Origin of the sequence: Sorangium sp. So ce302 (assembly GCF_051530145.1) — a bacterium.
Classification (GTDB): domain Bacteria; phylum Myxococcota_A; class Polyangia; order Polyangiales; family Polyangiaceae; genus Sorangium; species Sorangium cellulosum_B.
This window is the reverse complement of sequence record NZ_CP150326.1, coordinates 9,424,057-9,449,009: the sequence shown is the minus strand read 5'-3', so window position 1 is coordinate 9,449,009 and position 24,953 is coordinate 9,424,057. Positions and strand designations below refer to the sequence as shown.

Annotated in this window: 19 protein-coding genes; 10 read left to right on the top strand and 9 right to left on the bottom strand. The window is 73.0% G+C overall.

What is annotated here, in order from left to right; translation table 11 throughout:
- Positions 1-119: 119 nt before the first annotated feature.
- Positions 120-536 (bottom strand): hypothetical protein, encoded by a 417-nt coding sequence (locus WME73_RS35810; protein WP_437740846.1) that lies wholly within the window; start codon positions 534-536, stop codon positions 120-122.
- Positions 537-673: 137 nt separating this feature from the next.
- Between WME73_RS35810 and WME73_RS35805 the strand changes: the two genes are divergently transcribed.
- Positions 674-1,486 (top strand): hypothetical protein, encoded by an 813-nt coding sequence (locus tag WME73_RS35805; protein WP_437740845.1) that lies wholly within the window; start codon positions 674-676, stop codon positions 1,484-1,486.
- A gap of 139 nt (positions 1,487-1,625) precedes the next feature.
- Here the strand turns inward: WME73_RS35805 and glyA are convergent, their stop codons facing one another.
- On the bottom strand, positions 1,626-2,897 hold the full coding sequence (gene glyA / locus WME73_RS35800) for a serine hydroxymethyltransferase (protein ID WP_437740844.1): 1,272 nt from the start codon (positions 2,895-2,897) through the stop codon (positions 1,626-1,628).
- On the bottom strand, positions 2,894-4,210 hold the full coding sequence (locus WME73_RS35795) for a dihydrolipoamide acetyltransferase family protein (RefSeq protein ID WP_437852116.1): 1,317 nt from the start codon (positions 4,208-4,210) through the stop codon (positions 2,894-2,896). Before WME73_RS35795 ends, glyA begins: the two co-directional genes overlap by 4 nt.
- 302 nt (positions 4,211-4,512) lie before the next feature.
- Between WME73_RS35795 and WME73_RS35790 the strand changes: the two genes are divergently transcribed.
- Positions 4,513-6,321 (top strand): glycosyltransferase family 39 protein, encoded by a 1,809-nt coding sequence (locus WME73_RS35790; protein ID WP_437912451.1) that lies wholly within the window; start codon positions 4,513-4,515, stop codon positions 6,319-6,321.
- A gap of 59 nt (positions 6,322-6,380) precedes the next feature.
- On the opposite strand, the gene WME73_RS35785 is transcribed toward WME73_RS35790, so the two are convergent.
- On the bottom strand, positions 6,381-8,015 hold the full coding sequence (locus WME73_RS35785; RefSeq protein WP_437912450.1) for a hypothetical protein: 1,635 nt from the start codon (positions 8,013-8,015) through the stop codon (positions 6,381-6,383).
- A gap of 380 nt (positions 8,016-8,395) precedes the next feature.
- On the opposite strand from WME73_RS35785, the gene WME73_RS35780 reads away from it, so the two are divergent.
- The gene (locus WME73_RS35780; RefSeq protein WP_437912449.1) at positions 8,396-9,442 is read left to right on the top strand and encodes a glycosyltransferase family 4 protein; all 1,047 of its coding nucleotides are present in this window, start codon (positions 8,396-8,398) and stop codon (positions 9,440-9,442) included.
- A 24-nt stretch (positions 9,443-9,466) separates the two neighbouring features.
- Here WME73_RS35780 and WME73_RS35775 read toward each other — a convergent pair whose 3' ends face one another.
- From WME73_RS35775 to WME73_RS35765, 3 genes are all read right to left on the bottom strand, one after another.
- A complete protein-coding gene (locus tag WME73_RS35775; protein ID WP_437912448.1) occupies positions 9,467-10,504 on the bottom strand; it encodes a hypothetical protein in 1,038 nt (345 codons plus the stop codon).
- Between the two features lie 358 nt (positions 10,505-10,862).
- Positions 10,863-11,462 (bottom strand): TonB family protein, encoded by a 600-nt coding sequence (locus WME73_RS35770; protein ID WP_437740838.1) that lies wholly within the window; start codon positions 11,460-11,462, stop codon positions 10,863-10,865.
- 59 nt (positions 11,463-11,521) lie between these two features.
- Positions 11,522-13,825 carry an ArnT family glycosyltransferase gene (locus WME73_RS35765; protein WP_437912447.1) on the bottom strand — a complete coding sequence of 768 codons (2,304 nt, stop codon included), beginning with the start codon at positions 13,823-13,825 and terminating at the stop codon, positions 11,522-11,524.
- Positions 13,826-13,942: 117 nt separating this feature from the next.
- On the opposite strand from WME73_RS35765, the gene WME73_RS35760 reads away from it, so the two are divergent.
- Entirely contained in the window at positions 13,943-14,725 is a 783-nt protein-coding gene (locus tag WME73_RS35760; protein WP_437912446.1) for a Uma2 family endonuclease, read from the top strand.
- Positions 14,726-14,747: 22 nt separating this feature from the next.
- Here the strand turns inward: WME73_RS35760 and WME73_RS35755 are convergent, their stop codons facing one another.
- Positions 14,748-16,328 carry an ATP-binding protein gene (locus WME73_RS35755; protein WP_437912445.1) on the bottom strand — a complete coding sequence of 527 codons (1,581 nt, stop codon included), beginning with the start codon at positions 16,326-16,328 and terminating at the stop codon, positions 14,748-14,750.
- A gap of 328 nt (positions 16,329-16,656) precedes the next feature.
- Here WME73_RS35755 and WME73_RS35750 point away from each other — a divergent pair, with 328 nt between their 5' ends.
- From WME73_RS35750 to WME73_RS35725, 6 genes are all read left to right on the top strand, one after another.
- Complete coding sequence (locus WME73_RS35750) at positions 16,657-18,396, top strand: hypothetical protein (protein ID WP_437912444.1); 1,740 nt, start codon at positions 16,657-16,659, stop codon at positions 18,394-18,396.
- A gap of 39 nt (positions 18,397-18,435) precedes the next feature.
- A complete protein-coding gene (locus WME73_RS35745) occupies positions 18,436-19,224 on the top strand; it encodes an HmuY family protein (RefSeq protein WP_437912443.1) in 789 nt (262 codons plus the stop codon).
- Positions 19,206-20,870: an MXAN_6640 family putative metalloprotease gene (locus WME73_RS35740; RefSeq protein WP_437912442.1), complete on the top strand. Its 1,665-nt coding sequence runs from the start codon at positions 19,206-19,208 to the stop codon at positions 20,868-20,870. Before WME73_RS35745 ends, WME73_RS35740 begins: the two co-directional genes overlap by 19 nt.
- A 152-nt stretch (positions 20,871-21,022) precedes the next feature.
- Entirely contained in the window at positions 21,023-21,448 is a 426-nt protein-coding gene (locus WME73_RS35735; RefSeq protein ID WP_437912441.1) for an STAS/SEC14 domain-containing protein, read from the top strand.
- A gap of 84 nt (positions 21,449-21,532) precedes the next feature.
- Positions 21,533-21,958, top strand: a complete 426-nt coding sequence (locus WME73_RS35730) for an STAS/SEC14 domain-containing protein (RefSeq protein WP_437740830.1) — start codon at positions 21,533-21,535, stop codon at positions 21,956-21,958.
- A 153-nt stretch (positions 21,959-22,111) separates the two neighbouring features.
- Positions 22,112-22,537, top strand: a complete 426-nt coding sequence (locus tag WME73_RS35725; protein ID WP_437740829.1) for an STAS/SEC14 domain-containing protein — start codon at positions 22,112-22,114, stop codon at positions 22,535-22,537.
- Positions 22,538-22,545: 8 nt separating this feature from the next.
- Here WME73_RS35725 and WME73_RS35720 read toward each other — a convergent pair whose 3' ends face one another.
- Positions 22,546-24,135: a S8 family peptidase gene (locus tag WME73_RS35720; protein WP_437912440.1), complete on the bottom strand. Its 1,590-nt coding sequence runs from the start codon at positions 24,133-24,135 to the stop codon at positions 22,546-22,548.
- Positions 24,136-24,953: the final 818 nt, after the last annotated feature.

Genomic DNA, 24,953 nt, shown 5'->3' with positions numbered 1-24,953 from the left:
GCTCATACACCCGCCAGGGGGCGGGGGCTATGCGCGAGGCGTCTTGCGCGGCTGCGCCGGCGGCGCAAGCCCGCTGGCAAGCCGGCGCGAGCGTCCGAGTGTTCGCGCCGTCGCGCCGCTCAGCCGCCGGGCTCGCCCACGAACTCGCGCAGGATGCACATGCGCGCAATGAGCAGCGCCTCGGGTCGGATCGCCTGATCGAGGTACGCGGCGGAGTTCGCCTCCACAAGCGACTCGCGCAGCATCCCCTGCTCCAGGAACGTGACCGCGCGTCCGAGGTGCAGCCGCGCCCTGTCGGCCGCGAGCCCCATGCCGGCGCTCGCCAGCATTTCTCGTTCCAGGAACCACTGAGCAAACTCTCCGGGACGATCGAGCTTCGCTCGGGAGCCGTGGTCGGTCATGCCGTAGGCTACCTCACTTTTTGACCCGAGCCAGCCGCGCCTGGCCGCAATAACCCGGGAAATCATGGCAGAAGCAGCATCAATCCGTCGGATGGGCGCGATGAAAGCGAGGGCGTGCCACGTCCAAAGCGACATCCGGCGGACGGACCTGGAGCCCGGTTGAGCGGGCTCCGGGGGGGCGCGCCGGGGAGCTCCCGCGAGCGACCCGTTGCGTCGCGAGCCCGTCAGTGAGATTGAACGCGGCGTTCTGCCGGAAATTCGAGGAGGTTCTTTTGCTCCGTACGATTGGCGTCCTGTCCGCCCTGGTCCTCACCGCCGCCCTCGCTGCTGGTTGTCAACAGCGGGAGGCGTCCACGCCGCCGAGCTACGCGAACCAGCCCCCGCCCGGCTACTACCAGCAGCCCGGGTATCAGCAGCCGGGGTATCAGCAGCCCGGCTACCAGCAGCCGGGGTATCAGCAGCCCGGCTACCAGCAGCCCGGGTACCAGCAGCCGGGGTACCAGCCTGCTCCGACCCAGCCTGCCCCGACGCAGCCCGCCCCCACGCAGCCTGCCCCGACGACGACGCAGCCTGCCCCGACGGCGCAGCCTGGCGGCTTTCCCTGGCCGTTCCCGCTCCCTGGCCAGCAGACCACCGGCGGGCAGCAGCCGGCCCCGAGCGGCGGGAGCAGCTCCGGCAGCGCGTCGGCGATCGATCCGAACCTCGCCTCCGCCGCGACGATCCCGCTGAACAACCTCGCTGCGACCGAGGCGCCCGGCATGACGAAGGAGGGAGGGCCGATCGCGGGGCAGTTCAGCGCCGGACAGACCCTCGAGCAGCAGATCCAGCTGATGCCCGGCAAGTGCTACACGATCGTCGGCGTCGGCGCGGGGATCACCGAGCTCGACATCAGCCTCGTCGCGCTGACCCCGATCCCGATGGGCTCATCGGTGCTGGCGCAGGACAACTCGAGCGGCGCGAACGCCGCGCTCGGCGGTCGGGGCAACTGCTATCGCTGGTCGCTCCCCGTCGGCATCAACGCCAAGTACATCGTGAAGGCCACCTCCGGATCGGGCGTCGCCGCCGCGCAGCTCTACGTGAAGTGACGGCGCCAGGACGCCGAGGACGCCAGGAGATCGCTCTCCCCGGCGTCCTCGGGTATCGGCCACAAAAGCGCCGAGGACGCCAGGAGATCGCTCTCCGTGGCGTCCTCGGTCGCAGCGCCGTGGCTCGCCGCAGGGCCGGCTAGAGCCGGATGCCGGGCGCCGGGAAGCCGCGGCAGAGCTCCGCGACCTCGGCGGCGATGCGCGCGATGCGCGCCTCGTCGTTCACGTTCTGCGCCACCTCATCCATCCACGCCGCGAGGCGCTCCATCTCGGCGACGCCCATCCCGCGCGACGTCACCGCCGGCGTGCCGATGCGGAGCCCCGACGGGTCGAACGGCTTGCGCGGATCGAACGGGATCGAGTTGTAGTTCGCCACGATGCCCGCGCGATCGAGCGCCTGCGCGTACGGCTTGCCCGCGATCCCCTTCGGCGTCATGTCGATCAGCAAGAGGTGGTTGTCGGTCCCGCCGGTGATGAGCCGGAAGCCGCGCGACTCCAGCGCGCGCCCGAGCGCCTGCGCGTTCACCACGATCTGCTTCGCGTAGGCCCGGAACCCTTCCTCCGAGGCCTCCTTCGCCGCGACCGCGATGGCCGCGGTCGTGTGGTTGTGCGGACCGCCCTGGAGGCCGGGGAACACCGCCTTGTCGATCGCGCCCGCGTGCTCCTTCTTGCAGAGGATCATCGCGCCGCGCGGGCCCCGGAAGGTCTTGTGCGTCGTCGACGTCACCACGTCGGCGATGCCCACCGGCGACGGGTGCACCCCCGCGGCCACGAGCCCCGCGATGTGCGCGATGTCCGCCGCCAGGATCGCCCCCACCTCGTCGGCGATCGCCCGGAACGCGGCGAAGTCGAGCGTGCGCGGGTACGCCGTCGTCCCGCACCAGATGAGCTTCGGCCGGTGGGCGCGCGCCAGATCGCGGACCTGATCCAGGTCGATGCGGTGATCGCTCTCGCGAACCCCGTACGGGACGCTCTTGAAGTACTTCCCGGTGATGCTCACCGACCAGCCGTGGGTCAGGTGCCCGCCCGCCGGCAGGCCGAGGCCCATGATCGTGTCGTTCGCCTGCGCGAACGCGAGGTAGACGGCCAGGTTGGCCGGGCTGCCGGAGTAGGGCTGCACGTTCACGTGGTCGGCCCCGAACAGCTTGGCCACCCGCGTCCGCGCGAGCTCCTCGACCACGTCGACCTGCTGCTGACCCTCGTAATACCGCTTGTGCGGGTACCCCTCGGAGTACTTGTTCGTCAGCACCGAGCCCGTCGCCTCGAGCACCGCCCGAGACACGTAGTTCTCGCTCGCGATGAGCCGGAGCGTGTCCGCTTCCCGCCGCTCTTCCAGGCGGATCAGCTCGGCGATCTCCGGATCGACCTCGTTGAGTGCCCGCAGGCCCTGCACTTCGCTTGTCGCGCTCATACCTCGAACTCCCCGCGTGTGAGGATGTCGGTGACGCGCCAGAGGAACGAGTTCGCCAGCACCCCGTCGATGATGCGGTGGTCGTACGACAGCGCGAGGAACATGACCGGATGGATCGCGATCGAGTCCTCCTTGTCCTTCGTGACCACCACGACGCGCTTCTTGATCTCCCCCATCCGGAGGATGCCCACGTTCGGCTGCGAGATGATCGCGCCGCCGAAGAGGTTCCCCTTGAGGCCGGGGTTCGAGACCGTGAAGGTCGTGTTCGCGAGATCGTCGGCCGTGATCTTGCCGGACTTCGCGCGCCCGGCCAGCTCGTCGATGCTCCTCGCGATGCCCCGCAGCGACAGCTCGTCCGCGTGCTTGATGCTCGGGACGATGAGGCCGCCGGGCGTGTCCACCGCCACGCCGAGGTTGACGTCGCGCAGCACCACGTACGAGTTCTCGAGCACTCGAGCGTTGAACTCCGGGTGCTCGCGCAGCGCGCGGACGGCCGCGGCGCAGATGAAGGACAGGAACGTCAGCGACACGCCCGCCCGCTTGAACTCGTCCTTGTGGAGGTCGCGCAGCTTCGACGTCTCGTGAAGGTCGACCTCGGCGACCGTCACCACGTGCGGCGACGTCACCTTGGAATAGACCATGTGGTCGGCGGTGATGCGGCGGCGCCGGCTGAAGGGCACCACCTTGTCGCCGGGCTTCGGGGAGTAGGGCGGCACCTTGTACGCGCCGTACCCGACGCCGGGCACCGGCGGCACGAACCCGCCGCTCGCCTGGATGAGCTGCGAGAGCTCCGCGGCCGCGCTCGCCGGCTGGGCCGCCGCGCTCGGCTGAGGCGCCGGCTCGGCCGACGCGCCGTGCGCCGCGCGCATCACGTCGTCGCGGGTGATCCGGCCGTGGTCGCCTGTCCCGTGCACGTCGCGCAGGTCGACGCCCGACTCGCGCGCGAGCTTCTTCGTCGACGGGCTCGTCAGGGGGCGGGCGCTCTCGTCGTGTCCGTTGCTGCCGGGCGCCGGCGCGGCGGGCCGCGCTTCGGACGCCGCCGGCGCCGGCGGCGCGCTCGCGCGCTGGGCCGTCGCCTGGGCCTCGCCCTGCGCCGTCTCGTCGATCCGACAGAGCAGACCTTCCTTGGCGACGACGGTGCCCTCGGCCACCGCGATCTGCGAGACACGACCCGCGACGGGCGCCGGGATCTCCGTGTCGGCCTTGTCGGTCGCAACCTCGAGCAGCGGCTGCTCGCGCTTGACGAAATCGCCCTCGCGCACGAGCCACCTCGAGACGGTTCCCTCGACCACGCTCTCACCGAGCTGTGGCATGCGGACTTCGACCATCGCTTCTCGCGCCTCCAACGCGCGCCGCCGTGAGCGCCCGTTTCACCTCTCCGGGCAAGGCGGCACGGTCGTATACGCCGCCCGCCCTTCGAGAGCAACGACACAGTGTTCGTCCGGTGTGTATCCTTTTTGTGGGTCGCGTCGGCGCGTCGGCGCGTCGGTTGCGTCGGTTGCGTCGGCTGCGTCGGTCTCGGCCACGGCGAGCCGCCTCCACCGAGGCCAGGGCGGCTGGAATCGTATGTCGACGCACGTAGACGCTGGCGGGCCCCAGCCGGTACAAGGGCCCCGTGCGTGACGCCGCGCCGGATGCGACCGCAGCCCCCGCCCCCCTGGCCCCCTCGAGCGAGAGCGCGCGCGAGCTCCTCGCCGCCGGGCCGCCGCGCGTCGTGGGGGCGCGGGCGATCCGGGCGGCCTCGCTCGGCGTCATCGCGTTCCTGCTGCTGCAGGTGCTGACCTACGGCTACGGCCGCGATCAGGGCATCTACGCCATGGTCGCGCGCGCGGTGCTCGACGGCGGCATGCCTTACCGCGACGCGTTCGACTTCAAGCCGCCCGGCATCTTCCTCATCTACGCGCTCGCCCGCGCCCTCTTCGGCCCCGCGCAGTGGGGCATCCGGGTCCTCGAGGTACTCGGCCTCGCCGGCATGTGCCTCGCGATGGCGTCGCTCGCCGCCCGCCTCTTCGGCGACCGGCGGATCGGGGTCGTCGCCGCGGCGCTCGCCGTGCTGGTGCACGCCCAGCTCGATTTCTGGCACACGGCGCAGCCCGAGTCGTTCGGCGGCATGCTCACCATCGCCGCGCTGCTCGTGGCCACGCCGCGCGGCCGCGACGGCGCGCCGCGCCCGGCGCCCCGCGGCGCCGCGCTGGTCCTGTCGGGCGTGCTCTTCGGCGCCGCCGGTCTCCTCAAGCCGCCCCTCGCCGGGGGCGGCGTCGTGCTCGCGGTCGCGCTGGCCGCGCCCGCCCTCGCGGAGCTCGCGCGGCGCGCCTCGGAGCGGGCCGCCGTGCAGCGCTGGATCGGCGCCGGTCCGACCGCGCTCCAGGGCGAGCCGGCGCGCTCTGCGCCGCATGCGCCCGGGCCGGTCCGCTCGACGGCGACCGCGCTCCTCTGGGCGGCGCTCCGGCCCGCCTTGCTCATCGCGCTGGGCGGCGTGCTCCCCGTGCTCGCCTGCGCCGCCTGGTTCGCGCTGAGGGGCGCGCTCGGCGATCTGTGGGAGGTCCTCTTCGTCTTCACGCCGCACTACACAGCGCTCGGGTGGCGCGGCGCGAGCGTGCTCGGCATGGCGTGGTACGGCGCCTGCGAGTGGCTCGTCCACTACTCCGGCCCGCTCGCGTTCGGCCTCGCTTGCCTGGTCGCGCTGCACCCCGAACGCCACGAGCGGGCGGGCGTGGCGCTGCTCTCGGGCGTGATCGCCATGCACCTCGTCGGCGTCGTGATGCAGGCGAAGTTCTTCCCCTACCATTACGGCGCGACGTGGCCGCTCACCGCGATGCTCGCCGCGCTCGGCCTCTGGAAGGCGTGGCAGCGGTGCACCCGGTCCGGCGCGAAGGCGGCCGCGGCGGCGCTCCTCGCGGCGCTCGTCGCGACCGCCTTCGCTCGCTCCGCGACCAAGGACGTGGCCGACGACTACATCGAGCGCTGCGCCAAGCGGATCGCGGTGCTCGCCACGGGCGCGAGGGACCAGGCGCGCCTCGATCGCCTCGCGTCGGTCGCCGACGTCAACGCCGCGGCGAACCGGGAGGTCGCCATGTGGCTGCGCGAGCGCGTCGCGCCGGGGCGCCCCGTGTTCGTGTGGGGCTTCGAGCCGGTGATCTACGACCTCGCCGATCGCCCGCCGGCGACGCGCTACCTCTACAACGTCCCGCAGCGCGCGGCGTGGGCCCGGCAGGAGGCGCGCGACGCGCTGATGCGCGACCTCGCCGCGAGCCCGCCGGCCGCGATCGTGGTCGAGCGCCACGACGTCTTCCCCTCGGTGACCGGCGACGTGATCGACTCGCGCGACACGCTGAACGGGTTCCCTGAGCTCGCGGGGCTCATCGAGGAGCGCTACGAGCTCGCCGCGAGCATCGAGGATTTCGAGATCCACCTCGAGCGCTGAGCCCCGGAGCCCAGCGCCGGGCGGCGGCGGCGCGGCGCGCTGCCAGCTGCGCCGCGCCTTCAGGGGCAGGGGAGGGTGTTGGGCCTGCGAGGGGTGGGCGCCGCCGCCCCGAAGCGGCGGCCGTCGCGGAGGCCGTCGGCGCAGCGCTGGATCGACTGCGCCTGCGACAGCGCGGAGGTCGCGCCCTCGCTGACCTGGACGCGCCCCGGAGCGCTGGAGATCAGTGAGCTCAAGAGCTGCGTGTCCGGCTCGGCCGCCGGTCCGTAGACAAGCGCGTCGATGAGGCGCGCCGCCGTGGCCGGCGTGGACGTGGGGAACTCCGCGGGCAGCCCCTGGTACAAGGCGACCGCGTCCGGGCCGTTCTGCAGGGTGTTGGTCGGGAAGACGAGGGCGGGCGTCGGTTGGACGCCGCTGGTGCCGACGAGCAGGAGCCCGCCCACGTCCGTCGTGCCGTCGAGCTCGATCGCGCGGTAGGAGCCATCGGTGGCCCCGCTGTAGAGCACGAGCGTGTAACCGGCGAGGCTCACGTACCGCCAGCCCGTGCTGATCTCGATGAACTCGAGCACGTCACCGCTGTCCGCCGTGTCGGCGTCGACCTCGTTGATCTGGAGCTGGATCACCGTCACCGGGAACGACGTCCACCGCGCCCCCGGCCGGTTCACGACGATGCCCCCCGGGCCGATCGGCGTCGCGCCCGAGAGCGCGGGGATCGTGATCTGCGTGTCGGAGTCGATCGTGAAGGGCTGCGCCGCGAAGCCCACGGTCACCCCCGTCGCCCCGGTGAAGCCGGAGCCGGTGAGCACGAGCGCGCCGCCGACGGCGATGATCGGATAATCGACGGAGGTCACCCTGGCCGGCGCTCCGCACGCAGGGCAGGCGCTGCCGCCGCAGTCGATGCCGCCCTCGTCGCCGTTTTGCAGGCCGTCCTCGCACGAGGCGGCCTGGCAGACGTAGTCGATGCAGACCTCGGTCGGGCAGTCCGAGCCGACGAGGCACTGCACGCAGACCCCGGCGGGGTTGCACAGCCCGCCGTCGGCCAGGGAGCACCATGTGCCGGTCTCGACCGGGTCGTTGATCGGCGAGCCATCGCGGCAGGAGTCGACCGTGCACTGGCTGTGGTCGTCGCGCAAATCGTCGTCGTCATCGACCTCCGTGACCGCGCCGTCACCGTCGCAGACGCGTTCGCGACAGTCGCCGGCCATCTGCACCTTCACGGGCGTCCCCGAGGCCACGGGCTCGGTCGCGCATCCACCGTCGATGCACCTCGCGATCGCGCACTCGCTGTCAGGCGCGGGGCAGTCGGCGTCGCCGGTGCACGGGACGCTGCCGCCGCCGCCGGAGCCGTCGATGCCGCCCGCTCCGCCGTCCCCGCCGGCTCCAGCGTCGCCTCCGTTGCCGCCGTTGCCATCGACTCCGCCGGCGCCACCATCGCTCCCGCCGTTGCCACCGCCGGAGCCACCATCGCCACCGCCGGAGCCACCATCGCCACCGCCGGAGCCACCGCCGCCGTCGCTGCTCCCGCCGCCGCCGTCGCTGCTCCCGCCGCCGCCGTCATTGCCGCCGGAGCCACCGCCGCCGCCCCCTCCGCCCGTTCCTCCCTGTCCGCCGCTCCCTCCCGTGTCCTCATTGATGAGGCCGCGATCGGGCATCGTGGCCACCTGGCAGCCCGCGGTGGCCACCAGCGAAATGCTCAACGCGAGCGCGGATCCGTAACGATTCGATCTCGAAGTCATTGACCACCTGTGTGCAGATTGGCAGGGGCGCTCGGGCTCTCGACGCTTCCCGCGCTGCCCCGCGCGCAGGAGCGAGCGGGAGGGCGCATCCTAGACGCATGGGACGCCTGAAGAAAGCGCCGCACCGCCGCGCGCCGGTCCGGATCGCGCTGCCTCGGCGGGCGCCGCGCCGCGCTGCGTCTGCTGCGCAGCAGCTGTCCTCGCGCGCTCCCTCGGCCGGGCAGGTGGGGAGCAGCCCGCTGGCATGCTCGTTGATGGGTCCCGAGTGCGGGTATGCGCTCCGCTGCGAGCGGGGGCGAGCATGGCCCCGGTCGCGGCGCGGCGACCGAGGAGCAACGAGCATGCGGATCGCGATCGTTTCCACCCCGTTCATCCGGGTGCCTCCCTCCGGGTACGGCGGGACCGAGCTGTTCTGTCACGAGCTGGCCGAGGGGCTGTCGGCGCGTGGACACGAGGTCACGCTCTTCGCGACGGGAGATTCGGTGGTCAGCTGCCGTCGCCGGTCCCTTTACGGGAGCCCTAGCTGGCCTCCGGTGCCGGAAGACGAGGTCAACCACGTCGCCTGGGCCTTCTCGGAGATCGCGCGCGAGGACGGGTTCGACGTGATCCACGTGAACAGCCCGATCGCCGTCCCGTTCACCCGCTTCGTCCGCGTCCCGGCGGTGCACACCCTGCACCACGCGCCCTGCGGCGAGAGCTCGCGCATCTACGCGCGCCACCCGGAGGTCGCGTACGTGGCGATCAGCGCGCGGCAGCGCGCCCTGGAGATCCCGCTACCGCGCTCGTGCGTCATCCATCACGGCGTCACGCCGGCGCGTTATCCGCCGAGCCTGAGCGACGAGGGCTACCTCGCGCACCTGGGCCGTTACGCCGAGGAGAAGGGGACCCACCTGGCGCTCGACGTCGCGAGGGCCGCGGGCCTGCCGATCAAGCTCGCGGGCCGCGCGCACCCCAAGGACCGGATCTATTATCTCCAGGAGGTCGCCCCGCGCCTCCGGGAGAGCGGGATACCGGACCTCGGGGAGATGGGCCACGACCGCAAGGTCGCGCTCCTGCGCGGGGCCCGCGCCGTCCTCTGCCCGCTCCAGTGGGAGGAGCCGTTCGGGCTGATCGCCATCGAGGCCATGCTCTGCGGCACCCCGGTGCTCGGCTTTCGCCGCGGCTCCTTCCCCGAGATCGTCGACGAGGGCGTCACCGGCTACCTGGCGCCGCCGGGCGACCTGTCGCGCCTCGCCGCGCTCGCGGCGGGCCTGGCCCGCTTCGATCGCGCCGCCTGCGCGCGCCGCGCGCGCGAGCGCTTCAGCAGCGCCGTGATGGTGGGCAAATACGAGGAGCTCTACCGGACCGTGACCGGCCCGCGGCGCGCCGAGGGCTCCCGGGCGGCGTGACCGCCGCGCGGGAGGTCGAGGGGCTCAGTTGACCTGGGGTGGGATGGCCACCTGGCACTCGTTGGCTGGCGTCATCCATTTGATGGCGTTCAGCCAGAAGCGCTCGACCTGATACTCGGGATGATCGACCCACTCGGTGTTGTAGGTGATCCACTCGTCGCCCCAGACCAGGACCCGGCCATCGCCGACCTCCAGCGCCTTCAGCACGTCGTTGCCGTCGCCGGTCGCCAGCGTGGCGCCCTCGCCGACCACCGGGTAGCCGGTGTCCACGCCGACAGCCTCGATCCCGTCGAGCACCGGATGCCCTCCGCTCCACTCCGTGATGGGGACCGTGGCGCCGCCTCGCCTCGGGAGGATCTGCGCTTCGTCGTAGCCGACGCCGAGCGGAGCGAGCAGCGTGTTGACGTTCTCGCGCTCCTCGGTCTGGCCGTACCCGATCAACGTCATGAGGCCGCCGCCCTTCGAGAGCCAGTCGCGGAGCGCCTCGACCTCGGCGTCCGAGTACGTGCGCCCGATGTCGCTCACGTCCTGGATGACGATGACCTGGTGCTTCGCGAGCTCCTCCGCGGTGAGCTCGGCGCCGTTCAGGCCGACGGCACCGTTGATGCTGCGCTGGTTCAACCAGGACTCGAAGACGTCGCCGTCGCCCCACCGGCCCGGCTCGCCCAGCGTGGCGATGCGGAGGCAGTCGCAGACGCCGTCGCCGCCGACGTCGACGTCGTCGACGATGCCATTGCCGTCGTTGTCCAGGCCATCGCAGGTGTCCTCGTTGCTGGGCGTGCCGCTCCCCGAGCTGCTGTTGCCGCTGCCGGCGCCCGTGGCCAGGCTGCCGAAGTCGTCTCCGCCGCTGCCCGCGGCCACGCCGCCGAGGTCGTCTCCGCCGCTGCCCGCGCTGCCCGCGCTGCCCGCGCTCCCCGTCGTGCCGCCGCTGTCCCCGGCGCTGCTGGGGCCGTCATCGCTGGAGCACGCGGCCGCTTGCAGCGCCGCAGCGATGCACGCGACCCGCAGCAGATGTCCGACCGGAACCCGACCGAAGGACGACAGGCGAGATCTCGAGTTCATGGCTCTCCCAAGAAGTTAGGCGTTGTGGCGGCGGACCGTGGCGAGCCGCCGAAAGCACCAGAGCGAGGCTTCATGGTGTCTTCCGGGCGGGGCTTTGCGCAACGCGAAATAGCGATTCTCATGACAAACATTGGGTCGACCGTGTGTGCCATGGCCTCTTGGTGTGACGTCGCACCGTGAAGCACTGTAAATTTCAAGCCCGACGCGGCCTTCGAGAGAGCTCGCGCCCAGGACCTCGTCGTCCAGGTTCATTCATGGTCGCGCGTCTCCGGTAGGCCCCCTCCCAGGGGGCCGGGCAGTTCAGCGGGACCTCACGCCCGACCAGGGAGAACCTGGCCTCGCGCCGCCAGGGTTCCCCTCAGGGTTGCACGAGCTCGACGCCGCTGAACTCGATGGGAAAGGTGATGACGGTCGTCATCCCGCCTTGCGGCGAGGGGAACTGCATCTTCTCGAAGGTATCGGCCACGCAGCGATCGACCTGCTGATTCTTCGCCGTCGACCTCACCACGTCAGCTCTGTTCACCCTGCCGGTCGGACCGATGGTCGCCTTGACGGTCACCTTCCCCGTGAACTTCGGCGAGCTCTTGACGCCGATCTTGTAGCACTCGTCGAACAGCTCGCCGTGCTTCTCCACGACGTCGCGGACCTGCGATTCGGAGATGTTGCCCCCCAGCGTGCCGGTCGCGGTGGCCGCGCCGGGCCTCACGTTGCCGTCCGGTCTCGAGGTGGCTGGCGGCGGGGGCGCCTCGACCGGCGTCGCCGCCGCGGGGGCCTGCGCGTCCGGCGGGGGCGCCGCGGGCTTCGGCTCCGGGGGGGCCGAGGTCGTCGGCTCCGGGGACGCCGAGCCGGTCGGCCCCTCCGACGCGGGCTGCGCCGGCGACTGGGCGGCTGGCGGCGGAGCGCCGCAGCCCGCCGCGAGCGCGAGGATCAGAACCAACCCTGTTCGGCGAGAGCTCATGCCCGAAGGTAAAACCCGAACGCGGGGCCGTGTCCACGGGGATAGCGGCGTGTGCTCGCTCAGCGCAGCCGCAGGACCTCGACCTCCGACGCGCCGCCGCGATCCACGAGCTTCGGCGCGCGGCCGCGCCCGCGCGCCGTCATGGACGCCCAGAACACCTCCGTCCCTGGCCGCTTCTGGATCGGCACCGGATCGGCGTAGAGGAAGCCCGTCCTCCAGCGCTGCGGCGAGATCGCCGTCGGCGGTCCGACCTCGCGGACGACCGGGTCCGCCATCGTCGTGGACAGCGGGGCGCGCTCGACGACCCGGGAGCGCACCGCGAGCGCCACGTCGCTCGCCGCCGGGCCCCCCGCGCGCACGAAGATCGTGAGGAGCGAGCGGGCGCCTTCGTGGAACGTCGTCCCGAGCAGCTCCGTGCCGTCGTCGAACCGCGCCTCGATCGGCGCGAGCGCGGCGCGGATCTCCGCGAAGAGCGCCGCCGCGCGCGCGCCGTCGCCCGCGCCGAGCGCCATGTTGTGCGCGATCCGCTTCTGCTCCAGCGTCTCCGGCGGCGCGGCCGGCGGCTCCGCCGGCTGTCCGAAGTGCGCGCGGAGCTCCCACGTGAGGAACGGATCCGGCACGATCTCGCGCTCGGGCTCGGTGCCCGAGACGAGGTACCAGGCAAGGGGCCCCGGCTCTCGCTCGCGGAACGAGAACGCCTCGATGCCGCTCGCCGAGAGGGTGCGCGCCCCGGCGCCCGCGCCGAGCGCCCAGAACGGGCCCACCGCCGTCACGTCGAAGCGCTGCGCGAGGCTCGCCTGATCCCGGTCGAGCATGAACCGCGTGTCCACGAGGTAGGCGCCGCGCGGCGGCGCGTCCTTCGGCGGGGGTCGGTTGGGCGTCACGACGCGCCCGCCGAGCGCCCAGACCTGGGCCCAGGTGGCCTTCATGCTCTCGTGCATCGCGACGGGCGCGTCGGTCGGCGCCCCCGGCAGCCTCGGCGCGAGCCATCGCAGGAACGCCGTCTTCGCCCCGTCGGAGTCGATGAGGTGCCCCCGCTCGTTGAAGCGCCCGCCTGTCTCGCGCGCATAACGCAGCGCCGGGAGCCCGTCGCGCAGGATGGCGGCGAGCGGCACGAGCCACAGCGCGAGCGCCGCGAGCGCCGGCCCTCCCGGCGGCGCGTCGAGCGCCGCCCCGCCCGACGGCGTCGCGACCCGGGCGGCTCGCCGCGCGGCGGCGGCGCGCTCCAGGAGCGCCGCGCCGGTGTCGACGAGGGCGGCGGCGGCGAGGGCGAAGTAGGCCGCGAAGTAGTGCGGCCAGAAGATGTGGATGTCGGCGCCTTGCCGGAAGACGACGTACTGCACCGCCGCGGTCGCGAGGTAGAGCAGCGGCAGCGCGTCGTGCTCGCGCCGGAGCAGGACGAGCCGCGCCGCGCAGACGATCGCGGCGAGCTTTCCGGCGGCGATGGCGATCGGCGTGAACGAGAGCTCGAGCCAGTACCGCCGGCTCTCGAGCACCCTGCCGAGCGGCTCGGCGTTCCCCGAGGAGCGGAGCCCGTAGCTCGTCAGCAGGTCGCCGAGCTTGCCGGCATGCTGGAAGAGGGCCAGGTAGAGCGCGGCCGTCAGCGCGGCGAGCGAGGCGGTGAGCACCCACCACGCGGCGTAGCGCCGCTCGGGGAGCGGGCCGAAGACGCGCCTCGGGAGCAGGTAGGCCCGGATCGCGCCGAACGCGAGCAGCCCGCCCGTGAGCAGGAACGCGGGCCAGTCGGCGTGCATCCCGAGCGCGAGCCCGAGCGCGCTCACCGCGAGGTAACGGCGCCTGGATGTCTGTAACAGGCGGACGTAGCCGAAGAGCCCGAGCAGCGTCCAGGCCATGACCGGGACCTCGAGCGCGTTGAAGTTCGCGAACGAGAGCGTGATCGGCAGGACGACGAACGACGCCGCCGCGGCGGCCCCTGCGGCGGGCCGGTAGACGCTCCGGCCGAGGGCGTAGAGCAGGGGCGGCGTCGCGGCGCTCAGGAGGACGGCGGGCAGGCGGCAGATCACGTCGTGCCGCCCGAGGACCTTCATGAACGCGGCCGTCGTCCAGAAGATCCCCCACGGGTGGTGGCAGTAGTACATCCCGGGCGCTGGCCGGCTCGCTGTGTATTCCCACACGGGTCCGGGGATCTTCCAGCGGAGCATGTTCTCCGCGATGATCCCGACGCTCGCCGACGACGCGTAATGTCCGGCGAGGACGGGTCCGAACATCTCCCACGCCGCCGCGAGCGCGAACCACGCCGTGGCGAGCGCGGTGACGGCGAGCGCCGCGCGGGCCTCGCGGCGGGACGCGGCGGGGAGGCCGCGCAGGTCGGTCGGATGGGGGGCGAGGCGCGTGGGCAGCAACGTGGGCGCAGCCTATCTCGGCGGCGGCGCCGCGCGGGCAGGCGAAGCGCCGAGGGGCGAGCGCCGCGCCGCTGCGGCGCGGGTCGATGCGCGCGCCCCGGTCGGGTAGGATGGGGCATGTCGACCGAGGCGCACAGGCAGGTCCATCGGCGGGCGCACCGTGACGGCAAGGAGCGTGATCCGACGTTCTATCCCGTGGAGAAGAAGATGGGGGAGGACTCCCTTCAGACGTGGATCGTGGAGCTCCTCCGTCCTCTCATCGAGCGCTGGTACGAGGCGCTCGGTCGGCCGAGGTTCGTGGGGGCGGACCAGTTCATCTATTATCGGCAGTTCGATCCCTCCAAGGTCGTGGCCCCGGACGTGTACGTGCTCCCTGGCGTGCCGCCGGGCCGGCGCGTGCGGAGCTGGAAGGTGTGGGAGACGGGCATCGCCCCGAGCTTCGCGCTCGAGGTCGTCTCGTCCGACGAGCCTTACAAGGACTACGTGGACGCGCCCGAGCGCTACCGGGAGCTCGGGGTGAAGGAGCTCGTGATCTTCGATCTCGACTGGGAGCGGGGCCGCGATCGGGTGCGATGGCAGCGCTACCGGAGGCTGAAGACGCGCGGCTTCGTCCGGGTGGAGACGACGAACGTCGACCGGATCCACGCGCGCGTGCTCGGCTGCTGGCTGCGGGTGATCGGCGCGGGCGAGGAGGCGCGCCTCCGGCTGGCCACGGGGCCCGAGGGCGAGGAGCTCTTCCCGACCGCCGCGGAGGCGGAGCGCGCGGCGAAGGAGGCGGAGCGCGCGGCGAAGGAGGTAGAGCGCGCGGCGAAGGAGGCTGCGCTGGAGCGCGTGGCGGCGCTCGAGGCCCAGATCGCGAGCGCCGCGGGGGCGAGGGGCAAGGGACCCGGGGCGCCGTGAGCCTCGCGCGGCCCGCGGCCGTTCAGGCCCGGAGCAGCGTCACCCGCCGGCCCGACGGCGTCCGGGCCTCCTCGATCCGCGTGCGCGCCTCGACGTCCCCCGCCGCGGCGCGGCGATCGAACAGCACGAGCACGCCCTCGTCGAGGCCGAGCTGGGCGAGGTAGCCGTCGAGCTGCGCGAGCCCCTTCGGCGTGGGATCCTTCTCTCCCTCGCGCCAGACCTTGAGCTCCAGCGCCGCGCGCTGCACGGCGCGTGACCCGTCCGGCGCGCGGTAGGGCCACCGGATCAGGAGGTCGATCCTCCCCCGGCCGAGGCCGTACTCCCGCTCGATCAGCCCGCCGCCGTTCACCACCCGCTGCAGGAAGGCCATCAGCACGAGCTGCGGCGCGACCTCGTGGTAGCCGAGATTGCCGGAGAGCGCCTCGCCGTGCTCCCTCCAGAAGACGGCGAACTCCCGGAGCAGGCGCGCGACGTCGAGCTGGCCGTCGGGCAGCACGAAGCTCCTCGGCTCGGCCAGGATGACGGGCTCCACGTCGCCGGCGAGCACGCGGGCGATGACCTCGCGGTAGATCGGGTTCGCGATGCGCGCGGGGTTGTCCGGCGCCATGAGCCCGAGATCGCGAGCGTACTGGAGATCGTCCTGGTAGGCGTCGCCGACGATCGCGAGCGTGCCTGAGAGGATCGGCTCGAGCACGCGCCGGACGCGCGGCTCGTGCAGGCGGGCGACGAGCGAGTCGAGGTGGGTGGCGCGCGCCAGGATGAGGCGCTCCTTGGCCGTCTCGACGTGCGCTGCGGTGATCGGCTCGCTCGCGGGCACCGCGAGCTTTTCCACGATCTCGCGGGCGAGCGCGTTGACCAGCCACGGCTGCCCGGCCGTGAGCGCAATGGCCCGCTCGACCGCTTCTTCAGCAAAGACCTGGCCGGTGTCGGCGGTGTGCTGGCCATAGAGCTCGCGCACCTCGTCAGGGTCGAAATCGCCGAGCTTGAGGGACTCGAGCTTGACGTTGAACGGGCTGGCCGTGCCGAGGCGGCCCGGGTCGCCGCCGCTCGCCGCCTTGTACTCGCGCACGTCGCGCAGCCCGCAGAGCACCACCGCGGCGGGAAAGTCGGCGGGGCGATCGGGAAAGCCGGCGCGCAGCTGGCGCAGCACGCTGAGGAGGCTCTGGCCTCGCAGGGCGTCGATCTCGTCGAAGAGCAGCGCCAGCGGCCGCGGGCAGGCGCGGGCCCAGGCGCGCAGCGCGATCTCGACGCGGTTGCCCTCCGGGGCGTCGGGGAAGGCAGGCGGATGCAGCGCGGGGGGAAGGGTGAGCTCGGCGCGCGCCCGGAGCGAGCTGAGCAGGATGCGCTCGGCCGCGCCGTAGTCGTCGCCCGCCGCCTCACCCGCCTCGCAGGAGAAGTGCAGCGCCGCCCAGCGGCCGGAGGTGGTGAGCTGATCGGCGAGCGCGCGGAGCGCCGTGGTCTTCCCCGTCTGCCGTGGCGCGTGAACCACGAAATAGGCGCCTTGCTCCACCAGGCCGGGCGCCTCGGGCAGGCGCCGTTCGGCCGGGATCATGTAGTGCAAATCGGGGCGGCAGGGGCCGGCCGTGTTGAAGCGGCGTGCCATGCGCGCAGCTTGCGTCCCGGAGCCGGGTGGCCGCAAGGGCCGCGCGGCGGCGTTGGCCTCGCGGCGCTGGCGTCGCCGAGGTGGAGCCGGCATATCGCGACCTCTGCGTGCAGGTATCCGAGGCCCTCGGACCGGTTCCGGATCGACCGAACCTCCTCGGGGAGGGGGAGCCAGCACATCGCGACCGCTCCCGGCGGGCATCCGAGGCCTCATTTTCGGTTCCAGATCGACCGAACCCCCCTCGGGAGGGGGAGCCGGCACATCGCGACCTCTCCCGGCGGGCATCCGAGGCCTCGGCTCGGTTCCGAGATGGTAGCTTCCCGCCACCTTGGGTACCCCGTCTCCTCTGGCGGAGCCTCTGGCGGCGCCCGCTCCCGCGCGCCGCGCGCTCTCCGGCCTGCTCCGCCGCGGCGCGGGCGCCGCGCGCCGCGCGCCGCTCGGCGCGGCGCTCGCCCTCGTCGTCGTCGCCGCGTCCGTCTATGTGATCGCCGTCCCGCTCGCGGTCGTCCGCTATCCGCCGATGACCGATCTCCCGTTCCACGCGGCCGAGACGGCGGCGTTCAGGCACTACCTCGACCCGGCGTGGCACTTCCGCGAGCAGTTCACGCTCCAGCCGCTCGCCGTCCCGTACATGTCCATGTACGCGCTCGGCGCCCTGCTGATGCTCGTCCTCCCTCCCGTGGCCGCGGTGAAGGTCGCGGCGGCGGCGATGCTCGCGCTCCTGCCCGCGGGCCTCGCCGTCCTCTTCCACGGCCTGAAGCGGAGCCCGCTCCTCGGCGTCCTCGGCCTGCTCCTCGTCTGGTGCAACCTCACCCACTGGGGCTTCCTCAACCACATGGGCGCGCTCGGCCTCTTCGCGATGGTCGTCGGCCTGACGCTCCTGCTCCTCGATCGCCCCTCGCGCGGCCGGCAGATCGCGCTCGCGCTCGCGCTCGTCGCCCTGTTCTTCACGCACATCTTCCGCTTCCCGTTCGCCCTCGCCGCCGTGGTCGGCACGGCGATCGTCGTCTTCCCGGCGACGCGGCGGCTCCGCCCCATCGCGCTCCCGCTCGCGCCCTCGCTGGCCCTCTTCGCGGCGTGGCTCGTGGTCCGTACCGACACGCTGCACGCGGCGCCCATCGCGCCCGCGCTCCACTGGGAGCGGCTCCGCGAGATCCCATCGCTCCTCTTCACGAGCTTCACCGATCCCGCCGAGGCGGCAGCGGCCGGCCGGGCAGCGCGCTTCGTGCTCGCCGCGCTGCTCGTTTGCGCCGCTGGCGCCGCCGCACGGCTCGCCGGCGCCGGCGGCGATGCGGCGCGCTCACCCGCAGGCGCCAGCGCCGATGCTGCGTGCTCACCCGCCGGCACCGGCGCCGGCGCGGCGCCCTCGCCCGCGGTGGACGCGCCGCAGCGGTCCTTCGCGCGCCTCGCCGCCCTCGTCCCGGTCGCCTGCGCGATCGTGTTCCTGGGCCTGTTCCTGAGCCTGCCGCTGCAGATCGGCCTCTGGTGGTACGTCTACCCGCGCGAGATCGTCGCCGCGCTGTTCCTGGCCCTCGGCGCCTTCCCGGACCTGCCGCGATCACCCTGGCTCAAGGTGCCGGCCGTGCTCGCGCTGTCGGCCGCCGCGGTCCTCCTCGGCGCCGTGGTCCGCGACAACTACCGCCGATTCGACCAGAGCACGCGCGACTTCGACGCCATCATCGCCCGCATCCCGCAGGCGCCGAGGCTGCTCTACCTCGTCTTCGATCACGGCGGCTCGACCCGGACGACGACGCCGTTCATCCATCTCCCCGCCTGGGTGCAGGCCACGCGAGGCGGCTGGCTCAGCTTCCACTTCGCCGTCTGGGATGCCTCGCCCGTCGCCTACAGGCCCCGCGAGGAGCCGGGCGCCGTCGTCCCGCCGCCCACGCCGCTCCGATGGGAGTGGACGCCGGAAAAATTCGACGTGCGCCGCCACGGCGCCTTCTTCGACTGGTTCCTCGTCCGCCGGCGAGCGGGGGCGAATCACCTCTTCGCGAAGGACCCGAGCATCGTCGCCGTCGACCACGTCGGAGACTGGTGGCTCTACCAGCGCAGCGGCGCGCCCTAGCGGGCACGCCGGCTCCGACTTTTTGTTACCATGTCGTCCATGCGCACCTCGACTGCGTCTCCCCTCGTCGCCGCCGGCCTCGCCCTCCTCGCCGTGTGCGCCTGCGGCTCCGAGGACCCCGTGGGCCCTGGCGGCGCGGAGGGCGGCGGGCTCCCCGCCGGGCCCGCCTGCACGGAGCCCACGCCGGTGCCCTGCGAGGACGAGGTCTTCCAGCAGATGAACCTCCAGGACACCGTGGCGCCCGGGGAGATCCTCAACGAGCAGGACGGCGCCGGCATCCGCTCCATCGTCGACGCCACCGCGGGCGGCCCCTTCGCTTCCGAGCCCGACGCCTACGTCTATGCCCGGTTCACGGACGCCGGCCTCGAGAAGGTCGAGCTCTCCGACGAGGCATCGCTCCAGTCCATGGACTGGGACATCGCCTTCCGGCGCTACATTGTGCGCATCAACAGCGGCCACTCCGGGCCGTCTTGCGTCACGGCGGCGCGGCTCCCGGGCACCCCGGACTACGATGGGATCACCGAGGCGCCCGGCGAGCCGAGGCTCCGCAGCGACGAGTATTTCACCGAGAGCTGCGAGCTCATCCCCGACGGCTCCGGGCTGGACTCCCCGGCGACGGCGCTCTCCGGCTACTGGACCTACCCCGGGTGCGTGAAGATGACCGGCCTCGTCTACGTGCTCCAGCTCGCCGACGGCCGGAGCCTCAAGCTGACCGTCACGCACTTCTACAACGAGCAGACGCAGGCGCGGTGCCAGGAGACCGGGATGGTCCCGATGGAGGACACCGGCTCCGCCAACTTCCAGATCCGGTGGGCGTTCCTGCCGTGACGCGGACCGCCGGCGCGGTGCCCGCGTGGCGCAGCGGCCTGGCCCGCGCCGCGGCCCCGTGGCGCCGCCTGGGCCGCGCGGTGGCCTGGCTCGCGCCGGCGCTCGCGGCCTGGCTCGCGCCGGCGCTCGCCGGCTGCGGCGCGGACGACACGGCCGCGGCGCCGCTCGACGGGCCCGCCGCGGCGCCGCTCGAACGGCCCGACGCGCGCGGCACGAGCCTCCAGTTCCGGTTCGATCCGGACGACGTCGTCGAGACCTTCGCGTCGGCGTCCGGGAGCTTCCTCGTCCATTTCGCGCGCGAGGGGCGCTGCGCGGTGCCCGCCGAGGACGGCGACGCGACGGGCGTCCCCGACTTCGTCGAGGAGGTCGCCGCCGTCTACGACGAGGTCATCACCCACTACCGAGACGTCCTCGGCTTCCGGCCGCCGAGGAGCGACGAGGACCTGCCCGACAACGGCGGCGACGGCCGCTTCGACGTCTACCTCGTCGACTTCGCCGGCGTCGGCGACGGGGCGTTCCGGGTCGACGCCTGCGCCGAGGACGCCGGGGACCGCTGCGCCGGCTTCATGACCCAGGAGAACGACTACAGCGGCTACGGCTATCCGTCGACGCTGACGGCGAACCGGATCCTCGGGAGCCACGAGCTCTTCCACGCGGTGCAGGCGGGCTACGACCACGGCCAGGACACGCTGATCACGGAGGGGACCGCGGTCTGGGCGACCGAGTCGTTCGACCCCTCGCTGAAGGACTTCGAGGGCTTCGTCGACGGCTACCTCGCGAACACGGATCGGTCGCTCGACGTGCCCTTCACCGGCCCTGTGGACCCCTTCAGCTACGGGAGCGCGCTCTTCTTCCAGTTCCTCGAGGAGCGCTTCGGAGACGGCACGGTCCGCGCGCTCTGGGAGCGCCTCGAGGACGGCGCGAACGGCGAGGCGGATCCGGTGTGGTTCGAGCAGCTCGACCCCTTGCTCTCGTCGCGGGCGCAGACGACGTTCGCCGAGGCGTTCGTGGAGTTCGCCGCCTGGAACCTGCTCACCGGATCGGCCGCGGATCCCGAGCGCTCCTACGCCGCCGGGTCCGGCTACCGCGGGCTCGCCCCGGAGGAGGTCGCCGCGCCCTACGCGGACGGGCTGCGCGTCTTCCACGCGTCGGCGCAGTACTTCAGCGTCTCCCCCGCCGGGCGCGCGACCATGACGGCCGCGCTCGCGGCGCCCGCGGACGATTCGGCGCAGCTCTCCGGCCTCGCGCTGCTGCTCGCGGCGCGGCGCGGCCGCGTGTACGGTGAGGTGGTGCGCGCCGGCGACGTCGCCTCCGGCGCGGCGCTGGTCGACACTGCGGGCGCCGATGACCTCGCCGTGATCGTGGTGAACGGCCTGCAAGAAGGCGAATCGCGCAAGCCGACGCTGTGCATCGGCACGCCGGACGAGGTCGCCGCGTGCCGGGCCGCCGCGGAGGGCGCCGGCGGCGGTGGCGGCGGCGCCGGCGGCGAGGCGCCCGCCGAGGGCGCAGCGGGCGGCGTCGACGACGGCGGGTGCGGCTGCCGCGTCGTGGCGCCGGCCGCCGCGGCCGCGAGCTCCGCCGCGTCCTTCGGCTGCGCGCTGAGCGCCTCGCTGCTCGCGCTGGCCGCGCGCCGGCGCCGGCGCTGAGCGGGGGCACACGCGCCGGGCGGCGCGCTCGGCGGCGGCGGCCGGCGCCACGACGCGGCGCTCGGTGAGGCGCGTCACCCGGCGAGCACTCTCCCGCGCCGGTCTCGCGAGCGCTCGTCGTGCCGTGAGCCGGATGCGCTAGCCTGCGGGAGATGAGCGAGCCCCGTTCCGAGGACGCATGCCCTTTCCTCCGGGAGGACACCGACGGCATTCTTTGTTTCGCCATCGAGGGCGACATCTCGGACGAGATCGCGCGCTCTCTCTGCGCCGTGTTCCGGCGCGTGTCGGACAGCGGTCGCGAGGTCTTCGTGCTCTCCGACGCCCGCCGCGTCGGCACCCTGACGGCGGCGGCGCGCAGCGCGCTGGCGGAAGAGCTGCGCGGCGTGCGCTTCAGCGGGGTCGCGGTCTTCGGGGCGAGCTTCTCCCTGCGCGTCGTGACCACGCTCGCCTCGAGGAGCGTGCAATTCTTCACGGGCGAGGTCTATCCGCTGGCGTTCTTCGACACGGAGGGCGAGGCGCGCGCGTGGCTGCTCGCCCAGCGAGGCGCGCTCCGGGCCACGCAGCGGCAGGGCGCATGACGCCCGCCGCCCTCCGAGGCGCGCGCCATCGCGCAGCGCCGGCGCGCAGGACGCGCGTCGCGGGGATGGGCTACCATGCCTGGCATGAGCGATCCCCGTCCGGCGGGCGCGCGCTTCGAGCTCCGTGAGGAGCCCGATGGCCTCCTGGTCATCGCGACCGACGGCGATGTCCTGGAGGACAACGCGCGCGCGCTCGTGGACGCCTTCCAGCGCCTGACGGACAGCGGCCGCGAGGTCCTGGTGCTCGCCGACGCGCGTCGCTGCGGGGCGGTCACGCCGGCGGCGCGGAAGGTGTACCTGGACGGGCTGCGCTCGGCGCGCCTCGACGGGATCGCGGTCTTCGGAGCGAGCTTCTCCATCCGCGTCATGGCGACGCTCATCGTGAAGAGCATCCACCTCCTCACGAAGCGGTTCCCCTTGCTCGTGTTCTTCGAGACGGAAGCCGAAGCGCGCGCGTGGCTCCTCCAGCAGCGGGGAGCGCTCCGGGCCGGGCGGCGGATCCAGGCGTGACGTCACCGTCCGCGGCGCGCGGACGACCCGGCGCATGCGCGGCCTCGAGCCGCGACCCACGCGCTCGATCGGCCGCTTCGCCGGTCGTCGCGGGTGGCGTCCGTGATCGAGCGAACGTCGTACCGCCGCGCAAACGAGCTACCGTGCAACGCCATGAGCGACCCCCGCATCGACGACGCAAGCCGGGCCCTCCGCGAGGACGCCGAGGGGATCCTGTGCACCGCCATCGAGGGCGATATCTCGGACGACACGGCGCGCGCGATCGCCGCCGCGTGCAGGCGCCTGTCGGAGAGCGGCCGCGCGGTCCTCGTGCTCTCCGATGCGCGCCGCACCGGGACCATCTCGGCGTCGGCGCGCAAGGTGATGGCGGACGAGCTCCGCGGCGTGCGCTTCGACGCGATCGCGCTGTTCGGCGCGAGCTTCGCCGTGCGTGTCGTCTCCACGCTCGCCGCGAAGAGCGTGCAGCTCCTGACGAGACAATCCTATCCGGTCGAGTTCTTCGAGACGGAGGGCGAGGCGCGCGCATGGCTGCTCGCCCGGCGGGATGCGCTCCGGGCCACGCGGCGGATCGGAGCGTGACGTCCCCCTCAGCGGCGCGCGCGGGCCGCGCCGCGCCGGCGCGCCGCCGCGGCCAGGCCGAGGAGCGCCGCCGCCGCGAGGCCTCGCCGCTCGCCTGAGCCCGCGCCGGCCGAGGCGCACGCGCAGCCGGCGCGCTGGTCGTCGGCGCCCTCGCCGCCTCCCGAAAGCGGCGGCGGCTCGTCCCCGAGCACCTCCGTGAGCGCCGCGACAGGGTCGATGATCCCGTGCCCGAAGATGGGATCGTGCCCGCTCTCGTCGGGGACCGCGTAGGGCGCCAGCCGCGCCGTCCGGATCATGACGTCGTAGAGCTCGCCCGCCGTCCGCTCGGGCGCGGCGCTCACCAGCAGCCCCGCGACGCCGGCGGCGACCGGGCACGCCGACGAGGTGCCGCCGAACCGGTCGGTGTAGTCGCTCGCGTCGTCCCCCTCGCTTCCGGCGATGTCGGTGCTCAGCGTCCCCGTGGGCGCGACGAGATCGATGGATCTCCCGCGGTTCGTGAACGGCGTCGCGTCTTCCAGGTGGTTGACGGCGCCCACGGTCAGGACACCCCGCACGGCCTGGAGCTCGTCGTCGAGGATCTCCCGGTCATCGTTGCCGGCGGCGAACAGGACGAGCGCCCCCTTCCCGTTGCGCCCGGCGTCGAACAGGCGGTTGATCGCGGCCTCGACCACCCTGGGGACGGGCATCGGGTCGGCGTACCCCCAGCTGTTCGACACGACGGCGGCGTTCACCTGCAGGGCGAACTCGAAGGCGTCGACCGAGGCGGAGATCGGCCGCGGCTCGTCGTCGATCAGCCGCACGCACCGCAGCCTGCAGGCGGGGCAGCCGCCCGCGATGCCCACGCCGTTGTTGGTGTCGGCGGCGATCAGGCCCGCGCAGGCCGTCCCGTGGCTCACGCTCTGCTCGCCCGGCTGGTAGGTGGGGTCGTCGTCGTCGTCGATGACGTCCAGGCCTGGATCCATCTTCGCGGCGAGGTCGGGGTGATCGAGGTCGCAGCCGGTGTCGATGACGACGATGGACGTGGCCGCGTCTCCCTGCGTGCGCCCCCAGGCCTCCTGCATCCGGAGGTCGTCGAAGTACCACTGGTCGGGCAGGCGCGGGTCGTCCGGCGCGAACGGCGCGCCGTGCGCCTCGAGGCGCACGTGGAGGTCCGGGATCACCTCGCGCACGGAGGCCGGCCGCGCCGCGCCCTGGAGGCGCTGGGCGAGGTCGAGGCCATCGCCGCCGCCGGTGTCCCTGACGAGCCACAGCCCGATCGAGGGCATCAGCGGCCTCACCAGCTCGACGCCGGCGGCGCCGAGCGCGTCGAGCGCGTCCTGCGCGCCGGGCTCGACCTCCACGATCGCGGTCGCGCCGACGCTCGCCTCGACCGTCCGGCCGCCTGGATAGCGGAGCCGCACCGGCGCGAGCGGCGTCGAGGACGCGCCCAGCGCGGCCGGACCGAGCCGCTCGACGTCGACGCGGCGCCCGCCGTCCATGAACCACGCGTCGCTCGCCGGCCCGCGCACGGCCGCGCGCGGGCTGGCGAGGCCGTCGCCCGCCATGGCGGCGAGGAGGAGCGCCGCCGAGGAGAGCACGACCGAGGGCTTGTGTCGCATCGCTCTCCTGGATCTACCGGACCGCGCGGCGTCCTACCAGGGCCGCCCTGGAGCGGCGCTCGGGCGAGAAAGATGCAGAACGTCAACCGGTGCTCGGACAAGGAGGATACAGACCGTCAAGACGCCAGAAGACGCCCCAAAGAGAGATGTTTTCGGGTCTCTTGGCGTCCTTGCCGCCTCGGCAGTTTCTCGCTTCGAGCGCCAGGGACTCGATCCCTGATTCAGGTCCGCAGCGCGTACGGGGTCGCTCCGGTCGTCGCGAACGTGCCGCAGTCTTCTCCAGAACAGCGGCCGCCTGATAGGCAAAACTTTATGCGGATGAGGCTTCATCGATTGATGTTCGGTACGGTGCTCGGCGTTTCCGTCGGATGCGGCGGGGGCAGCGTCGAGCCCGCTGGAGATAGCGGCGGCGCAACGTTCGGTGAGTTCGAGTGTCGGGTCGGGGCGGATTGCACCCACAACACGTGCAACCGGATCAGCGATGCCGTCTGTTATGAGGTACGAGGTGCCTGGTGTGGATCCGACGAGGACTGCGCCGGCATCGACGGCCAAAGCGGCGGCGCGGGAGCGGGAGGCGGGGGAGCGGGAGGCGGCGGCGCAGGCGCGCCGATCATCTGCGAGCCGCCGCATTTCACGTGCCCCCTGGCTATCCAGCTGCAGCTGCGGAACACCTGCGTCCGCGGCTGCGAGACGGACGCCGACTGCCCTTCGACGCTGGCGTGCGCGCCGGATCATCGGTGTCGGGCGAGGTCGTGCGCCGTCGAAGCGGACTGTCCGAAGAACCACGTGTGCGATACGACCGGCGCGTGCGCCCGCAC

Bases quoted from the DNA above. Each gene is read 5' to 3' on its own strand.
- WME73_RS35810 (WP_437740846.1), bottom strand. From the start codon at position 536: ATGTCGCTTTGGACGTGGCACGCCCTCGCTTTCATCGCGCCCATCCGA.
- glyA (WP_437740844.1), bottom strand. From the start codon at position 2,897: ATGAGCGCGACAAGCGAAGTGCAGGGCCTGCGGGCACTCAACGAGGTC.
- WME73_RS35795 (WP_437852116.1), bottom strand. From the start codon at position 4,210: ATGCCACAGCTCGGTGAGAGCGTGGTCGAGGGAACCGTCTCGAGGTGG.
- WME73_RS35780 (WP_437912449.1), top strand. From the start codon at position 8,396: ATGCGGATCGCGATCGTTTCCACCCCGTTCATCCGGGTGCCTCCCTCC.
- WME73_RS35775 (WP_437912448.1), bottom strand. From the start codon at position 10,504: ATGAACTCGAGATCTCGCCTGTCGTCCTTCGGTCGGGTTCCGGTCGGA.
- WME73_RS35770 (WP_437740838.1), bottom strand. From the start codon at position 11,462: ATGAGCTCTCGCCGAACAGGGTTGGTTCTGATCCTCGCGCTCGCGGCG.
- WME73_RS35760 (WP_437912446.1), top strand. From the start codon at position 13,943: ATGTCGACCGAGGCGCACAGGCAGGTCCATCGGCGGGCGCACCGTGAC.
- WME73_RS35755 (WP_437912445.1), bottom strand. From the start codon at position 16,328: ATGGCACGCCGCTTCAACACGGCCGGCCCCTGCCGCCCCGATTTGCAC.
- WME73_RS35745 (WP_437912443.1), top strand. From the start codon at position 18,436: ATGCGCACCTCGACTGCGTCTCCCCTCGTCGCCGCCGGCCTCGCCCTC.
- WME73_RS35735 (WP_437912441.1), top strand. From the start codon at position 21,023: ATGAGCGAGCCCCGTTCCGAGGACGCATGCCCTTTCCTCCGGGAGGAC.
- WME73_RS35730 (WP_437740830.1), top strand. From the start codon at position 21,533: ATGAGCGATCCCCGTCCGGCGGGCGCGCGCTTCGAGCTCCGTGAGGAG.
- WME73_RS35725 (WP_437740829.1), top strand. From the start codon at position 22,112: ATGAGCGACCCCCGCATCGACGACGCAAGCCGGGCCCTCCGCGAGGAC.
- WME73_RS35720 (WP_437912440.1), bottom strand. From the start codon at position 24,135: ATGCGACACAAGCCCTCGGTCGTGCTCTCCTCGGCGGCGCTCCTCCTC.